Below are 14,825 nucleotides of genomic sequence, written 5' to 3' on the forward strand. Positions count from 1 at the left end.
CCCCCTACTATATGTCTATTTTGATTCTATTAGGTTAGTTTGAGCAATATTCCTACTTGGTGTATTTCCAGCATCTATTCCTGCTAGATAGCCAAATGTCATAGCTGGTCCAATCGTGCCACCTGCACCAGGATAACATGCACCAAGTACACCCATTGCTGCGTTGCCAGAAGCATAAAGCCCTGGGATCGTTTCTCCTCGTAAATTAATAACCTGTCCATTCTTATTAATGCGAGGTCCACCATTAGTACCTAGTGTCCCTGCATAAATTGGAAGTGCATAAAACGGTGCTTTCTCAACCGGGCCAATATTCCCTTTTGGCCCTTGATAGCCACCCATCATATTTTCGAAATGCTGTGTTCCACGATGAAAATCAGGATCTTCTAATTTTTCTGCATGGCTATTAAAACGCTCAACCGTTGATTCCAGTCCTTCCGGGTCCACGCCTATCTTTTCAGCTAGTTCACGGAGAGTAGGCGCTTGGTCCACCCAATCTGGTGCTGGTTCGCCTGGTGCCATTGTTAACACAAGAGAGCGATCTTTCAAATTTTGATCAAAGATTAACCATACAGGTGGTTTGTTTGGCCATGTTTGTGTTACTGGATCAAACTCATAGAAACTTTTCGGTAAATCCATATAAGTTGTACCTTCATGAACAAACCGTTTTCCTTGTTTGTTTACTATGATAGAATTGCCCACTCCACGACCACTGCCCAACTGGTTGAAAACGCGATCTTCATATTCAATCGTTGGATCTTGCATAATTGGGTACCACCATGCTTCACTCATATTTGCTAAGCTTGCCCCTGCCTCCATTGCCATAATTAGACCATCACCTTCATTACCAGCAGGACTTGCAGCATGAGTTACTTCTTGTTTTAGAAATGAGCGAACTAACTGTTTGTTCCATTCAAAGCCACCAGTAGCGATAATAACTCCTTTTCTAGCACCAACAAAAAAGTCTTTGCCATTTCGTTCTGCTCTGACACCAATTACTTCTTTGTTATCATTCATGACTAACTCTTTTCCGGGTGTTTCGAGTAAAGTATCAATACTACGATCAAGTACGGCTTGGAACATGGCGCCAATTAAGGCTCGTCCCATTGTAGTTATATTGTTTTCCATTCGTTCCGCAATCAGAGAGAAATCTGCTTGTGAAGGATCCGCTGCGCCTCCTTCTTCTAGCGTAAGTGGTGGGAAGATTGGGTTTCGGCGAATTTTGTCGGCATATTCTCCTAAACCAGACAAACTAAACGGAGTAGGGTCTAAGGAACGACCAGCGACTTTACCGCCAGGAAAATCAGCGTAATAGTCACCATAACCTCTTGGGATTTTGAATCTTACCTGTGTGTGTTCGTGGAGATAATCAATCATTTTCCAGCCATTATCAATGAAGACATCGACTAACTCGGAATCTGGTTCCGAACCATTAATCAATCTGTTTAGATAAGTATTCACTTCTTCCTTCGAGTCTTCAATTCCCATTTCTTTCATGTAACGATTCATCGGAATCCACGGAATTCCCCCAGAAAATGCCGTTGTTCCTCCAACTTGATTTGCTTTTTCTAAAATAACTACCTTTGCACCTTGATCATGTGCGAGAAGAGCTGATGTGAGCGCAGCTCCACCACTACCTAGGACAACAACATCAGCTTCTAAATCCCAGTTTATCTTTTTGTTTACTACCATTATTTCCCCTCCCAAAATTTTGAAATCGTTTTCATTAGATGGTAGAATTAAAAAAACTATAAATAGTAAAACTCGATTCTATCACCTTCTAATTCCATCATAACAGTGGTTTTTTTTGAAACAATGAACAATATTACGAGAAATGATGTTTAATAAACAATTGTTTCATTCTAATTGATAAAATTAAAGATAATAGACGGGAGTTTTGTAAATGTCTAGAAAATTAGATCCGCGAGTAGAAAGAACTAGACAATCTTTTATGGACGCTTTGCTTGAGTTAATGGAGCAGAAGGACTTTCAAAAAATTTCGATTCTAGAAATTGCACAAACCGCTCGCTTGAATCGGTCTACTTTTTATCTGCATTTTTTTGATCGGGATGACTTAATGCAACAAATGTTGGACGAGGCGCTAAATGAGCTAAGAGAAAGTGTCAAACTAACGGAAGCAGAGTTTGAATATGCTAGTGATAAGCCACACCCAATCTTTATCCGTTTGTTTGAAAAGATGATGGAGGACCGTAAATTTTATTCTGTGATTCTCGCAAATGACAAGATTCCTTATTTTACTAATTCCGTGTTAGAAATGATAATGGAGTTTATAGCTAAAGCCAAACATTATTTAATTAATGACGAGGTTGAGTTCGTTGTTCCTTTAGAAATTTCAAGTTCATATGTGGCTTCCGCTTATTTAGGGGTGATTAATTGGTGGCTGAAAAACGAGATGCCATATACTCCTCATTACATGGCAATCCAACTTACTCGAATGTCAACGGTTGGCCCTTATCGGACTAATCCATTTTTAAAAGAGAGTGTGGTGCGAGCTTCAAATGAAATGCCTTCACACCAATTTAGAGTCTGAAACGATTAGATAATAACAGCGCAAGCACCAGTAAAAGTACTATCTTCAGTACCTGATTTGTATTTTATGAGTATATTTTTAAATGCAAAAATCTGGATAGACACATTATTCCTTCCTATTTAATCTCGCCAATTCATCAAATTACTTCCAACATAGACACCTAACACCGACCTCCCGACAATTATAAATATGAAAGACAAATCAGGAGGAGGTCACAACAGATGGAGCGTTGTACAATTACAGTAAAAGAAGTGGCGAAGTACCTAGGTGTGCACACGGATACGATTTATGATTTGGTTCGAGAGGGGAGTTTTCCACATATTCGGTTTGGGCGGAAGATTCTTTTTTCCAAGGCAGCTATTGATAATTGGGTGCACGAGCAATCGAGTACGTCAGTCTATCCTCAAGACGAGCAGGAAATTGACTGAAATGAATTATCTGATGTAAGTTCAATCAACTGAAGAGCGTATGCCATGTTGCTATGGCATACGCTAATGTTATGTAAGGAAGGAAACGTTTAATGCAAAGAATGGTGTTAAACTTCGAGTTCTTTATGACGAAGTTGGTTCTGGGAGGATGTCTATTTTTTTTTGACTTATTGAAGAAGTCATATGAGTTTAGAAATAAGACTTAAAGAGTATAGGGAGAGGCCGGTTTAAATCAAATGTAAAGAAGTATTATCCCGTCTATTTTCACCAATCTTATAGTGAATTTTTAAAAAACTCTATGGATTAAAAATCCAGTTAATAATAAGAATGAATACCTTCCCTGAATTTGTACTGTTTAAATTATAATTCATAGTACAAATAAGATTGGAAAGACTGAGATAAAAGGAGGTTATAAAAAAATGAAAAAGTTTTATTTAGTATTTTTCTTAACCTTTTCCGTTTTATCGCTAGCAGGTTGTGATGAAGAAGCACCTGAGGAAGGGGAAGAAATTGAAGAAATAGAAGAAGAGGATGAAATTGGGGACGGAGAAATTGACGATGAGTAACGAATAATTGCTATTAGCAAGGGGATTTATAGTTATTAGGCGCTTCTTTAGCTAAGGAAGCGTCATTTTCTATACTATGATTTGCTGAGCATTTACGACATCACCATTTTGCACATATCTTTATTAAATATTTGTAAAATACTGTTAAAATTGTTGCAACAAATAAGTACTGTCTGCGATTATAAATGGAATAGTTTAAAGTTATAAAGAGCATTTTTTTGTGATAAAGAATGCTCTTTATTTTCGTCTGAAATAATCTTTTCAATAAAAATAGTATTAAACTTGATAAATATTTATTGTAAAACAATAAATAACTTGTTAAAATCAAAATTGAAAATAAATAGGTGAGGTGTTTTTATGAAACAAGGATCAACGCTTTTTTTAAAGATAGCTGTTTATCTGATTGGAACTCCAGTTCTTGCTTTGTGTATCTTTTTGTTGCCTCAGATAGCGAATGAAGCAATTGAACAAGCACAAAGGGGTCAAGAGTTGGCTTATGTAGTATTTGGTATTTTAATTGTTATGTATGGATCGGCGATACCGTTTTACTTTTCATTGTATCAAGCATTTAAACTTTTAAGTTATATTGACAAGAACCAGGCATTCTCTCAAATTTCTGTAATAGCACTTAAAAAAATCAAAAACTGCGCCATCCTAATCAGTGGCTTGTATGTGGTAGCCTTGCCATTAGTGTATATCATAGCGGAGTGGGATGATGCACCGGGTCTTATATTGATTGGAATGGTCATTGTTGGTGCTTCAATGGTTATCGCAGTCTTTGCTGCCGTTCTACAAAGACTCCTGCAGGAAGCTATCCATATAAAATCTGAAAATGATCTAACGGTCTGAGGTGATAAAATGGCGATTATAATCAATATTGATGTGATGCTGGCGAAAAGAAAAATGAGCGTAACAGAACTTTCGGAGCGGGTTGGAATAACCATGGCTAACCTTTCTATTTTGAAAAACGGAAAGGCAAAAGCGGTTCGATTATCCACTTTAGAGGCGATTTGTAAGGCATTGGATTGCCAACCAGGGGATCTTTTAGAATACAAAAGTGACGAAAATGCGCAAGAATAATAAATAACTTAGATACCACTGCTTTAGAATTCAATAATCTTATTTTAATTTTACTTTATTCAATTTGAAGGTAGATTATCAAAATAGGGGGACATAAATAAAGAGTCCATCCTTTATAATGTATAGTTCAATGTAATTCATTGTTGTTTTAATTGCAGGATGATGTTCAAAAAACGACACAGATCTTATCATAGAGATCAAACAGAAAAATAAGAGATTCTGGAGGTGTCAAACCCCCCCGAATCCCATTTTGACAATAGGTTGTGTCCAATCCTGGTCTACAGTCCTAAAACTGTGTGTGGGAGAAGAGATTGGAAAAATCAATAACATTTCGGGGGGGCAGACAATGTCAATGAAAATTCCATTTTTCAATAATAAACAAACGAAAGAATCCTTTCATTATACGGAAGATAATACACCGGATCATATAGCCATAATTATGGACGGTAACGGACGATGGGCCCGGAATCGAGGCATGCCGAGAGTTGTTGGGCATAAAGAAGGGTTATCTGCCGTCGTAAAAATTGTCAAGGTAGCAGTCAAATGCAAGGTGAAGGTTCTGACACTTTATGCGTTTTCCACGGAAAACTGGAAACGTCCAAACGCCGAGGTAGACTTTATATTGAGACTTCCAAAGGAGTTTCTAACCATTTATTTGCCAGACCTTATAGCCAATAATGTACGCATTGAAGCAATCGGTGATATCGAGAATCTTCCAACTTATACACGTGAAGCAGTACAGCATGCAATAGATCGTACCCGGGACAATGACGGTCTTCAGATGACTATTGCGCTCAACTATGGAAGTAGGCACGAGATTCTTAATGCTATGAAAAAAATGATCGCTGATGTAAACGAGGCGAAATTGTCACTAGATGAACTGGATGAACAGCGGTTCTCTCGATACCTGCATACAGCAGGTATGACAGAACCAGATCTGCTTATTCGCACCGGTGGGGAAAAGCGCCTAAGTAATTTCCTGCTCTGGCAGCTGGCCTACACAGAGTTCTGGTTTACCGATGTCCTGTGGCCGGATTTTTCTGAGAAGGAATTTATGCATGCACTGGAAGAATACCGGCAACGGAAGAGAAGGTATGGTGGAATATAAGTGACACTCTCTCTTTTTGATTTCCGTTGTGGCTTAACTGCCTTAAGTATGTAACTCAATTCTGGAAAGTGCCAATCACTTTTGTTCTTAAGTGGTTGGCACTTTTTTATGACTATCCATAGGTTGTAACTATTGATTTCCTTACATAACACGATGTGATAAAAGGGCTAGGGCAGAGGGAAAGGTTTGTCCCTGTGCGCCTTGTTAACGACTGGCAGTTTTAAAATATACTTATAATAAGAAAAAGGTACCAAATAGCGATGAACTACTTAGTACCTACAACTACAGACCGTATAAAGAACGGTTGACCATTAATGTTTAGATTCTAAAAAGAAGTAACCACTACCTTGATTGGGGGCAGTTATTTCTTTTTGTTTAGATAGACTACAATAGTAACAAGGAGTATAAGTCCTGCTGTCTGTGAAATGCCAAATTGTACTATTAAACTGAGAAGTGATGAGGCAGACCCTCGGTATGGGACCGCAAAGAGATTTGGTCATTTGTGGTACATAATCTCAGATTATGTACAATTTTTAAGTTATTTGGAGGTTTCGTTTTTCACTGCTATACAGGTACGAAAAGCTAGTTCTGTGGTATAATAATAGTAAGAAAATAGAAAGAGAGAACCATAATAGTATGCTAATAAAAGTCCAATCAGGAGAGTTTATTGATGTTTGTTTTCGAGTATTAGAGAAAAGTGATTTAAAAATGTATGGACTTACCAGACGGAATGGTTGGTTCGATTGGGCAAGTGAGTTTAAAAAGAAGAGAAATTATATGTTTGGCATGTTTGTAGTAGGGAATACTAAAGACTGTCAAGGAATTATTGCAATCCAAGAACATACCGAAAATCAGCTTATTCATATAGAACTCATGGAAGCAGCCCCATCTAATAGGTACGATGGACCCAGCAGGCAGTACAAATATGTAGGCATTCATTTATTAGGATTTGCGATGCATTACAGCCTTCAACGTTACGAGCAATTTGAAGGATTTGTAGGATTAATGGCGAAATTAAACCATAATGAACATTATTATCAACGACTCGGTGGAATTTGTGCCAACCTTATTAATGGAAGACCCTATTACTTTTTTGATGATAAAGCAAGTAGACAATTAGTAAATACGTACATGCCTGGAGGTGTGCAATTATGTCAAAGGTAAGTCATTTTGTATATAAGAAAAGCCGTACGGGAGTTACAGCAGTCAGAAAGGAACGAAATGAAATGCACAGTGAAGACTTTATGGATGAATTTGATCGCCTTCACCCTAACGGAAATTACGTGACACCTGGCGAACCTCCAAGAATTCGAATTCGAGACATGCACAAGTATTGTAAGTCTGTAGGTAAAAAACCAATGGATTTAACCGAAGCAGAAATGGATCAGTTTCGGTACTAATAAGACACCAAGGTGATGTCCTTTGGGGTCTTATTAGGTCATTTAACAATAAAGGCTTTCTACTTTTTATTGTTATCTCTCGGATATTGATCACTTACTTCAATTGTAACTACTCTGTATAAAATGCTGTGAAAATTAACGTAAAGTCTGTACTTAAATTAATTATGAGGTACACCTTTTCATAATTTAATTCTAGTCACCTCTAAGAAAATATTCCTCAACACCCTTTGTTTTTAATTATTGTAGTTAATCAAAAGATTGATGTAATGAATGTGGGTGAATTTTTTATGGCCATGTTAAGTTGGAATGAAATCAAAAGTCGAGCTATTCGGATTTCTAGAGAATGGAAAGATGAAGAGCGTGAATCCGGGGAAGCTAAAACTTTTTGGAATGATTTTTTTAATATTTTTGGTATTTCTAGCCTGCAATATCTGTGAATACAGTAGCCCTTGTTCGTCCTTGAAATCTCGCACTTGGTTCCGCAATTCCGAGGGTAGTGTATGGATGTAGACTTTCTTACCCATTGCTAATATATCTTCTGTTTTGGCTAAATCAGGTTTCTTACAAGTGGATCCTGTGATGGTCACGGAAGAAGACCGGCAAATGTTTTACTTACAGACTGTCATAGAGGCGCTAATAACCTATTGCTACCTTTGGAAAAAATGGAGCTACTTGAATTAGCTGAACAGCTTAGCCATATTGAGGAAAACTGGGTCGATAAAGGCTATGATTTTATAAAGGAACAGCTCTTTCGGTATCATTTGGAAGAACTACTGATGATTCCTGGTGAGAGTGGTAAAGAAGAAAAGATTAGGGCACATGTGTTAGAAAAACTGGCTCCATTTGTCGATTACCTAACTGTGGATCATGCAGGGAACATATTAGCGGAAAGAACGCACAGAGGTGTGAATGGTCCAACGATTCTACTAAATGCACATCTTGATACAGTTGATGAAATAGAAAGACCGTAAAATTATTAAAGACGGTTCCATCTGGTCTAGCAGTGAAGGTATCCTAGGTGCTGATGATCGTGCAGGTGCAGCAGTTTTGCTACATGTCGCCAAACATCTTCATTAACTTTGAAAGATGTAACCATACGGTTGATATCATAACTTTTACTATTGAGACACGAATTATGAAGTATATCTGGGAATAATTAATAATTTAAATAAGAAGTATTAAGAATTGATTTGCTTTAAGTTTACCTCTACATTCTTTAGGTATTGTAAGTTTCTTTCTAGTTCGGAATAATGTCTTTTCTTTTCATCAAACAGACTAAAGTATCTTTTGAATTGTTTATAACTTAATGTGTGGGTATTATCCAAATGAGTTTCTATAAAAGAAAGCAAGTTATTTAAAGAACAGAGTTATACTGAACAGTAATGTTTTTTACGGTGTTTCTATTTGGAAACTGTGTGTTGAAAACATTGCAAGAGGAATGATCTTATGTTATTTTTATAGTTATCGTTCTATATAAAAGGAGGTTTATCTTATGAGCAAAAAGAAACAAGATCTCATTGAACATGCGGAGCAGTTATTTTATAATCATGGTTTTCATGCTGTTGGATTAAAGCGAATCATCAAAGAAGCAAATGTTGCACTTATGACGTTATATAATCACTTTGACTCGAAAGAAGCTCTGATCCTAGACGTACTTAAAAAAAGAGGTGAACAATATTTTTCTTTGCTGAAGTCATCTGTTGAAAATTCCAAAAGCTCACCGATATTGTCCCTAGCAGAAGCCCATATTGATTTTATTCGAAAACATAATAAGAATGGATGTATGTTTTTAAGGGCTAAAGAAGAGTTCTCTTTTGATGAAGATCATGAGATTTTCCAATATGTAAATGAACATAAAAGGTCGTTGCTGGCTTTTTTTGAAGAAATTGGCTTCAATCATAGCGAAGCTTTACAGTTGGTGTTATTGTTTGAAGGGGCAACTGCTTTGTCTGAAACCTTGACTATGGATGAAGTGGAGATGACGTTTATGCATTCGATAAAGTCTATGAAGCTCCAGATGAGGGTTGAATAAGAAAGTCGCACAACTAGTCTGAAAAGTCTTAGGGCGGTGTTTGCTCAAGATTTTTTCTTTTGCTAAAAATATAATGACCGTTCTATACATAAAGGTGGAGGTGTTGTTAATGGATTCGAAAAAATTAATTATGGTAGGTTTACCAATGATTGCGGTAACTTATGGTTTTGCAAGGTTTAGTTATGGATTAGTTCTCCCTTATATACGGGAATCTCTGGATATCAATCCATCTGAGGCGGGAGTGATCTCTTCATTATCGTATTTGGCATATTGTATAGCGATTATCGTGGCGATGTTGTATATGCAGAAAATTGGTTCCCATATGCTGATTTTAATAGCGGGGATTACAGCAGTTATTGGAATGGGCATCATATCTATGGCAAATGATGCAATACCCCTGGGCATTGGGGTCTTTATTGCTGGCTTAAGTACGGGATTGTCCTCTCCTCCTTATGCAGATGTGATAAAAAAATGGGTGGATCAGAATAAGCAGTCTCCAGCAAATACGTGGATTAATGCAGGTACTAGTTTGGGAACTGCATTAACAGGAGTTATGGTTATATTTTTAGGTACCAACTGGAGACTGACTTACCTACTGTTCGCACTAATAGCGTTCATTATATTGATACTTAATTATAAGGTCATTCCTAAAGAAAATAAGAACAAAAATCGTGAGACCCAAGCATTTCATGTGGAAAAAAAGGATATTGATAATGCGTATTCTTTAATTTTATCATCTTTACTATTGGGTATTACGAGTGCGGCTTATTGGACGTTTTCGAGAGATTTTTTACTTCAAATGGAGAATATTCCTGAAGCTCTCACGCAAGGATTTTGGATCATCATGGGCATGGCAGGAGTATTAGGGGGATTTGCCGGTTATTTTAGCTCGAAAATCGGATTATTATCCTCCTACCGAGTAAGTGTCATTTTTCTAGGAACTTCTTCCTTGTTACTAGGTTTATTTACGAGTGCCTTCCCTGTTGTCATATCAGCGGTTTTGTTTGGAAGTTCGTATATATTCATGTCAGGTGTTCTGATCATTTGGGGCATCAATATCTTTAAAACAAATTCTTCATTTGGTCTTGGTTTACCATTTTTACTATTAGCTTTAGGACAAGTATTTGGCTCATTTATTGGAGGAATGGTTGCTGCGTTTACAGGTTATGGAGTCATGTTTACCGTATTTGCTATGACTAGTTTTATTGCTTTAATTTTTAAACCGAAAAAATAAGTTTAACTACTTAAGGATATACCACAATCAGGCGCAATTCTGTCATAAGATTTGCGTCCTTTCTTTGTGTATAGGGACAGATTCTGGACTGTTTTATCAGAGTATTATTTTCAAAGAGTTGAGATGTAGCTTAGCTTTATAATTGGGAACATATCATAAATGACTGTGGTTTTCTTACGAAGTATTAATATTACAAGGATATGACTTACTAATTAACAAGGAAAAATCCCATATCACATGGAATAACTACAATTTATATCATCGTAATGTTATTTCAATATTCACACATATAAAATAATATATTAATTTGGTATAATTTCATAATGCGGGTTAAGGAGGATGATTATGAAACTATGTGAACAGATTAATAAATTAATTTCTGACAAGGTGGATAAAAGCCAATTTTCAGGTGTAGTTTTAATGAAAAAAGGAAATGAAGAAATCTTTTCAGGAGCTTATGGACATGCAAGTAGAACTTGGAGAATAAATAACAGGTTAAAAACTCGTTTTAGAATTGCATCAATATCTAAAATGTTCACATCAGTAGGCATTCTTCAATTAATTGAAGCTGGAAAGTTATCTTTTAATACTAAAGCTATTGAATATTTAAACCTTGAAAACACTAAAATTCCAAAAAATGTAACAGTTGAAAGTTTACTTACACATACCTCTGGTATCGGGGATTATTTTGATGAAAATCAAGGTGGTGAAGAGTGGGAAAAGCTTTGGTCTAGTATCCCAATTTATAACATCCGTAAACTAGAAGATTATTTAGAGCTATTTATGTATAAAGAACCAGTTAGTAAGGTTAATGAAAAATACCATTATAGTGGTGCAGGATATATATTATTGGGTCTTATAATAGAGAGAGCATCAGGCTTATCCTATTTTGATTATATTAGAGAATATATTTTCCAAAAGATAAATATGAATGATTCTGATTTTCTTGCTTTAGACGGTGTAGATGAGTTTGTGGCAGAGGGTTATGAAGCTATATTAGATGGTGACGAGGAAATTATAGGATGGAAAAAGAACATCTATACAACAACACCTGATGCCGCTTCAGATGGGGGAGCTATCTCAAGCGCGGAGGATCTAATAAAGTTTAGAAAAGCATTAAGAAATGATCAATTACTTGGTGAAAAAATGTCAAGGGAGATGTTTATCCCAAAGGTTCTGGAATATGATGATACACCAAGGGGTTATATATGGATGTATGGCTATGGAAATGAATTCATATTAAATAAAGAGACCAAGGAGATCGTTCGATGTGGTCATACTGGGGAAGAATACGGAGTTAGTTGTAGACTATATTATTATCCTAGCATTGATTTAGATGTAGTCATATTAGGTAATCAAGGATGGTGTGCGGGTTCGTTAGGATGGGGTTTACACGATATTATAATGAATTACAATCTTTACTAATTTATTTACATAAAACTTGACATGAAATAAGTCAGTAAAGAGACAATTAGAGTCACCATAAGGGGGCTTATTGACTCTCCTTTTGATGGATAAGGTGCATTAGCGCTTTTGTTCTTAAGCAATTATTTAAATTCAACAAGATGACAAAATACTTTTCACGAACATGCCGTTAAAGGATGGAATTTTAGATGCGGAAAGGATATGGATATGAGTGTATTAAATTTGATAGATTTAGAGAAACATCGGCAGGATAGTACCGTGTTTCCCGCTATTCGTTTGAATATCGATGAAGGCGAAGTAATTGCCATTCACTCCACGACAGACATTCGAAAGTGCTTGTTGAATATTTTTACTGGACATGAGTACATTTCAAATGGAAGTGTATTGATTGAGAATGAACTAATGAGGCACGGGAAAATCTCTGGAAATCAAAAAGTTGGATTTTTCTTTTTGGATGAGGGATTTTATGAGCGTTTAAGTGTGAAGGACCACCTGATTCTTTTTAAAGGATTATTCACATCTCCGTTGGGAGTAGAAGATGCCCTAAAGCTTGCAAGATTGGAGATGAAAAAACAAACAAAAATAAAGCAGTTATCGTTTTCTGAGAAAAAAAGACTTCAAATGGCAAAGTTGCTTACTCAAGATCCTATTCTTTTTATTTTGGAAGAACCAGATCAAAATGTGGATATTGAAACAAAACGAATTTTTATTGCAATTACAAAACATTTAAAAGCGCAGGGGAAGGCGATATTAATTCTAACAAGTAATATGGAAAGTGCAATCACATTTTCTGATCACGTGTATCGGCTCAGCGAAGAAGGTTTGCTATCAATAGAAATGACCTCGCCGTTAGAAAAGGAAAGTCAACAGCAAGAATCTGTGGATGAGCCAGAAGAATCAGTGATTCACTTTAATAAGATTCCTGCCAAGGTGAATGATAAATTAATTTTGTTTGATCCGCCTGAAATAGATTATGTTGACAGTCATGATGGACATTCCAGTATACATGTTCGAGGAGAAAGCTTTCCGTGCGTATTTACGTTAAATGAATTAGAAGAGAAACTACATTCATTTGGTTTCTTCAGATGTCATCGATCTTATATTGTGAACTTGCAAAAGGTCAAGGAAGTGGTGACTTGGACGAGAAATAGCTATAGCTTGATGTTAGAAAACTCAAGTAAAACCGAAATCCCGTTATCTAAAAATAAAATGGCCGATTTAAAGGTAATGCTCGGATTAAAATAGCTCCTTTTAACCGGTTATATACTCTTTTCACCTAAAAAATGCTGACAATGTGTGTGTCTTTTCTTATTCTTGAGATGCAGGTAACGCCGACTAAGAGGAGGAGAAAGATGGATAACATACTCAGTGTGAAAGCATTAAAGCAAGTCTTTTCGAAAGAAACAGCAATAGACAACATGAATTTCGAAGTAAAAAGAGGCGAAATTTTTGGATTTTTGGGTCCTAGTGGTGCGGGGAAAACGACCACAATTAAAATTTTGACTGGTCAGCTTCATCCAACGAGTGGTTCGGCTTTACTTTTTGATGTTCCTTCAACAAAGGTGAATCATCCTAAATATTTAAAGAAAATTGGCGTGATGACGGACAATAGTGGGCTATACAGTAGGCTCAGCGTGTATGATAACCTCCATTTATATTGTGAATTGTATTCTGTGGAAAATAAGCGAAAAAGAATTGATGAAGTATTGGAAATGGTTAATTTAATAGATGCTAAAAGTAAGGTAGTTTCTAAGCTTTCGAAGGGGATGCTGCAAAGAGTAACGCTCGCTCGCGCACTTTTGCATGAGCCGGAACTACTTTTTCTCGACGAACCAACAGCTGCGCTCGATCCTGCTAATTCGAGGCACATCCATCATGGACTGCAGGAACTTAATCGCAAAGGTACCACAATATTTTTAACGACCCATGATATGCAGGAAGCAGAGTTATTATGTCATCGAGTGGCATTCTTGAACAATGGGAAAGTACAATTATTGGATGAACCGTCTAAGATACGAAGGAAATATTCTGACGACACCTTGACGGTTGAACTAGTAGGCGGAGAAAAACGGACTCTAATAAATGGGCCAGAAGGCGCGCAAAAAATGTATGAATATATGTTAAACAACCAAGTCGTCACCATGCATTCAAATGAACCGACATTAGGAGATATTTTCGTAGATGTAACAGGGAGGTCGCTACTATGAGTTTTTCACTGAAACGTGTATATGCTATTTTTAACAAAGATATCAAAGATTTATTTAAGAATATGTTCGTGTTGTCTACTGTTCTCACGCCGATTCTTCTTGCGTTTTTATTTTCACAATCAGAGCCGATCCCTGTTGGTTTACATTATTTCATCATTAATTTAATTTTCGTTATGACTACAGTTTATGTGCAGGGTGCGATTATTGCAGAGGAAAAAGAGAAAAATACGCTACGAGGATTAATGATGTCACCAGCAACAACGACAGAAATTATGACTGGAAAAAGTGGACTGAGTGCATTGTTAACGATAGTAACATTAGTGGTTTGTATGCGAATCACAGGGTACGAATTTGTCAATGTGCCTGCTATATTTTTGGCGTTTTTCATGTCATTCATTCTTTATCTTGCGATGGGAACACTGTTAGGGTTGTTGACGCGAACCGTTATGGAAGCTTCTTTGGTTTTAATGCCTCTTCTGTTTGTTTTTGGAATGGGAACGCTTCTTTTAGAGTTTATAGCCGACTATCCGAGCTTGGCATTTTTAGAATATCTCCCTAATTTTCAATTGCAATTTTTAGCGGAAGCAGTGGACGCGGGGCAAGCCTTCACGGATGTCACTGGTTATTTAATCGTGATTGCTGCTTGGATGGTATTACTCTGCATTTTAACAGTAGTGGTTTATCGCAAAAGAGCGGTAGATGGCAAATAACTGCATAATTTTCCGGGAATCTCGTTTGACAAAATAGGTTTAAAAGATAGAAGTTTTTTTACACACATGAACACTATAGGAGCGATT

At 36.6% G+C, this 14,825-nt stretch carries 17 protein-coding genes; 16 read left to right on the plus strand and 1 reads right to left on the minus strand.

Going from position 1 to position 14,825, the window contains the following annotated elements:
• Positions 1 to 15 precede the first annotated feature (15 nt).
• Entirely contained in the window at positions 16 to 1,689 is a 1,674-nt protein-coding gene (locus tag LD272_RS11005; RefSeq protein WP_226036668.1) for an FAD-binding protein, read from the minus strand.
• Between the two features lie 211 nt (positions 1,690 to 1,900).
• Between LD272_RS11005 and LD272_RS11010 the strand changes: the two genes are divergently transcribed.
• The 16 genes from LD272_RS11010 (at position 1,901) to LD272_RS11085 (ending at position 14,738) form a co-directional block, all read left to right on the plus strand.
• Complete coding sequence (locus LD272_RS11010; protein WP_226036669.1) at positions 1,901 to 2,548, plus strand: TetR/AcrR family transcriptional regulator; 648 nt, start codon at positions 1,901 to 1,903, stop codon at positions 2,546 to 2,548.
• Between the two features lie 221 nt (positions 2,549 to 2,769).
• Positions 2,770 to 2,976 (plus strand): helix-turn-helix domain-containing protein, encoded by a 207-nt coding sequence (locus LD272_RS11015; RefSeq protein WP_226036670.1) that lies wholly within the window; start codon positions 2,770 to 2,772, stop codon positions 2,974 to 2,976.
• A 419-nt stretch (positions 2,977 to 3,395) separates the two neighbouring features.
• On the plus strand, positions 3,396 to 3,542 hold the full coding sequence (locus LD272_RS11020) for a hypothetical protein (RefSeq protein WP_226036671.1): 147 nt from the start codon (positions 3,396 to 3,398) through the stop codon (positions 3,540 to 3,542).
• A 357-nt stretch (positions 3,543 to 3,899) separates the two neighbouring features.
• On the plus strand, positions 3,900 to 4,391 hold the full coding sequence (locus LD272_RS11025; protein WP_226036672.1) for a DUF2975 domain-containing protein: 492 nt from the start codon (positions 3,900 to 3,902) through the stop codon (positions 4,389 to 4,391).
• 9 nt (positions 4,392 to 4,400) lie between these two features.
• Entirely contained in the window at positions 4,401 to 4,622 is a 222-nt protein-coding gene (locus tag LD272_RS11030; RefSeq protein WP_226036673.1) for a helix-turn-helix domain-containing protein, read from the plus strand.
• 346 nt (positions 4,623 to 4,968) lie between these two features.
• Entirely contained in the window at positions 4,969 to 5,730 is a 762-nt protein-coding gene (gene uppS / locus LD272_RS11035; protein WP_226036674.1) for an undecaprenyl pyrophosphate synthase, read from the plus strand.
• A 636-nt stretch (positions 5,731 to 6,366) separates the two neighbouring features.
• Positions 6,367 to 6,894, plus strand: coding sequence for a hypothetical protein (locus LD272_RS11040; protein WP_226036675.1), 528 nt, complete (start codon positions 6,367 to 6,369; stop codon positions 6,892 to 6,894).
• The gene (locus tag LD272_RS11045; protein WP_226036676.1) at positions 6,882 to 7,130 is read left to right on the plus strand and encodes a hypothetical protein; all 249 of its coding nucleotides are present in this window, start codon (positions 6,882 to 6,884) and stop codon (positions 7,128 to 7,130) included. Before LD272_RS11040 ends, LD272_RS11045 begins: the two co-directional genes overlap by 13 nt.
• 287 nt (positions 7,131 to 7,417) lie before the next feature.
• Positions 7,418 to 7,567 (plus strand): hypothetical protein, encoded by a 150-nt coding sequence (locus LD272_RS11050; protein ID WP_226036677.1) that lies wholly within the window; start codon positions 7,418 to 7,420, stop codon positions 7,565 to 7,567.
• A gap of 207 nt (positions 7,568 to 7,774) precedes the next feature.
• On the plus strand, positions 7,775 to 8,101 hold the full coding sequence (locus LD272_RS11055; protein WP_226036678.1) for a hypothetical protein: 327 nt from the start codon (positions 7,775 to 7,777) through the stop codon (positions 8,099 to 8,101).
• Between the two features lie 521 nt (positions 8,102 to 8,622).
• The gene (locus tag LD272_RS11060; RefSeq protein WP_226036679.1) at positions 8,623 to 9,162 is read left to right on the plus strand and encodes a TetR/AcrR family transcriptional regulator; all 540 of its coding nucleotides are present in this window, start codon (positions 8,623 to 8,625) and stop codon (positions 9,160 to 9,162) included.
• Positions 9,163 to 9,271: 109 nt separating this feature from the next.
• On the plus strand, positions 9,272 to 10,396 hold the full coding sequence (locus LD272_RS11065) for an MFS transporter (protein WP_226036680.1): 1,125 nt from the start codon (positions 9,272 to 9,274) through the stop codon (positions 10,394 to 10,396).
• Positions 10,397 to 10,741: 345 nt separating this feature from the next.
• On the plus strand, positions 10,742 to 11,821 hold the full coding sequence (locus LD272_RS11070) for a serine hydrolase domain-containing protein (RefSeq protein WP_226036681.1): 1,080 nt from the start codon (positions 10,742 to 10,744) through the stop codon (positions 11,819 to 11,821).
• A 207-nt stretch (positions 11,822 to 12,028) separates the two neighbouring features.
• Positions 12,029 to 13,066 (plus strand): LytTR family transcriptional regulator DNA-binding domain-containing protein, encoded by a 1,038-nt coding sequence (locus tag LD272_RS11075; RefSeq protein ID WP_226036682.1) that lies wholly within the window; start codon positions 12,029 to 12,031, stop codon positions 13,064 to 13,066.
• 107 nt (positions 13,067 to 13,173) lie between these two features.
• Positions 13,174 to 14,028, plus strand: coding sequence for an ABC transporter ATP-binding protein (locus LD272_RS11080; RefSeq protein ID WP_226036683.1), 855 nt, complete (start codon positions 13,174 to 13,176; stop codon positions 14,026 to 14,028).
• On the plus strand, positions 14,025 to 14,738 hold the full coding sequence (locus tag LD272_RS11085; RefSeq protein WP_226036684.1) for an ABC transporter permease: 714 nt from the start codon (positions 14,025 to 14,027) through the stop codon (positions 14,736 to 14,738). Before LD272_RS11080 ends, LD272_RS11085 begins: the two co-directional genes overlap by 4 nt.
• Positions 14,739 to 14,825: the final 87 nt, after the last annotated feature.

Origin of the sequence: Aquibacillus saliphilus (assembly GCF_020404745.1) — a bacterium.
GTDB classification, from domain to species: Bacteria; Bacillota; Bacilli; order Bacillales; family Amphibacillaceae; genus Aquibacillus; species Aquibacillus saliphilus.

What these genes read in the sequence shown, in the direction of transcription:
- LD272_RS11065 (WP_226036680.1), top strand. Translation starts at nt 9,272, where the DNA reads ATGGATTCGAAAAAATTAATTATGGTAGGTTTACCAATGATTGCGGTA.
- LD272_RS11030 (WP_226036673.1), top strand. Translation starts at nt 4,401, where the DNA reads ATGGCGATTATAATCAATATTGATGTGATGCTGGCGAAAAGAAAAATG.
- LD272_RS11010 (WP_226036669.1), top strand. Translation starts at nt 1,901, where the DNA reads ATGTCTAGAAAATTAGATCCGCGAGTAGAAAGAACTAGACAATCTTTT.
- LD272_RS11080 (WP_226036683.1), top strand. Translation starts at nt 13,174, where the DNA reads ATGGATAACATACTCAGTGTGAAAGCATTAAAGCAAGTCTTTTCGAAA.
- LD272_RS11085 (WP_226036684.1), top strand. Translation starts at nt 14,025, where the DNA reads ATGAGTTTTTCACTGAAACGTGTATATGCTATTTTTAACAAAGATATC.
- LD272_RS11015 (WP_226036670.1), top strand. Translation starts at nt 2,770, where the DNA reads ATGGAGCGTTGTACAATTACAGTAAAAGAAGTGGCGAAGTACCTAGGT.
- LD272_RS11025 (WP_226036672.1), top strand. Translation starts at nt 3,900, where the DNA reads ATGAAACAAGGATCAACGCTTTTTTTAAAGATAGCTGTTTATCTGATT.
- LD272_RS11020 (WP_226036671.1), top strand. Translation starts at nt 3,396, where the DNA reads ATGAAAAAGTTTTATTTAGTATTTTTCTTAACCTTTTCCGTTTTATCG.
- LD272_RS11045 (WP_226036676.1), top strand. Translation starts at nt 6,882, where the DNA reads ATGTCAAAGGTAAGTCATTTTGTATATAAGAAAAGCCGTACGGGAGTT.
- LD272_RS11075 (WP_226036682.1), top strand. Translation starts at nt 12,029, where the DNA reads ATGAGTGTATTAAATTTGATAGATTTAGAGAAACATCGGCAGGATAGT.
- LD272_RS11005 (WP_226036668.1), bottom strand. Translation starts at nt 1,689, where the DNA reads ATGGTAGTAAACAAAAAGATAAACTGGGATTTAGAAGCTGATGTTGTT.
- LD272_RS11040 (WP_226036675.1), top strand. Translation starts at nt 6,367, where the DNA reads ATGCTAATAAAAGTCCAATCAGGAGAGTTTATTGATGTTTGTTTTCGA.
- LD272_RS11050 (WP_226036677.1), top strand. Translation starts at nt 7,418, where the DNA reads ATGGCCATGTTAAGTTGGAATGAAATCAAAAGTCGAGCTATTCGGATT.
- uppS (WP_226036674.1), top strand. Translation starts at nt 4,969, where the DNA reads ATGTCAATGAAAATTCCATTTTTCAATAATAAACAAACGAAAGAATCC.
- LD272_RS11070 (WP_226036681.1), top strand. Translation starts at nt 10,742, where the DNA reads ATGAAACTATGTGAACAGATTAATAAATTAATTTCTGACAAGGTGGAT.
- LD272_RS11060 (WP_226036679.1), top strand. Translation starts at nt 8,623, where the DNA reads ATGAGCAAAAAGAAACAAGATCTCATTGAACATGCGGAGCAGTTATTT.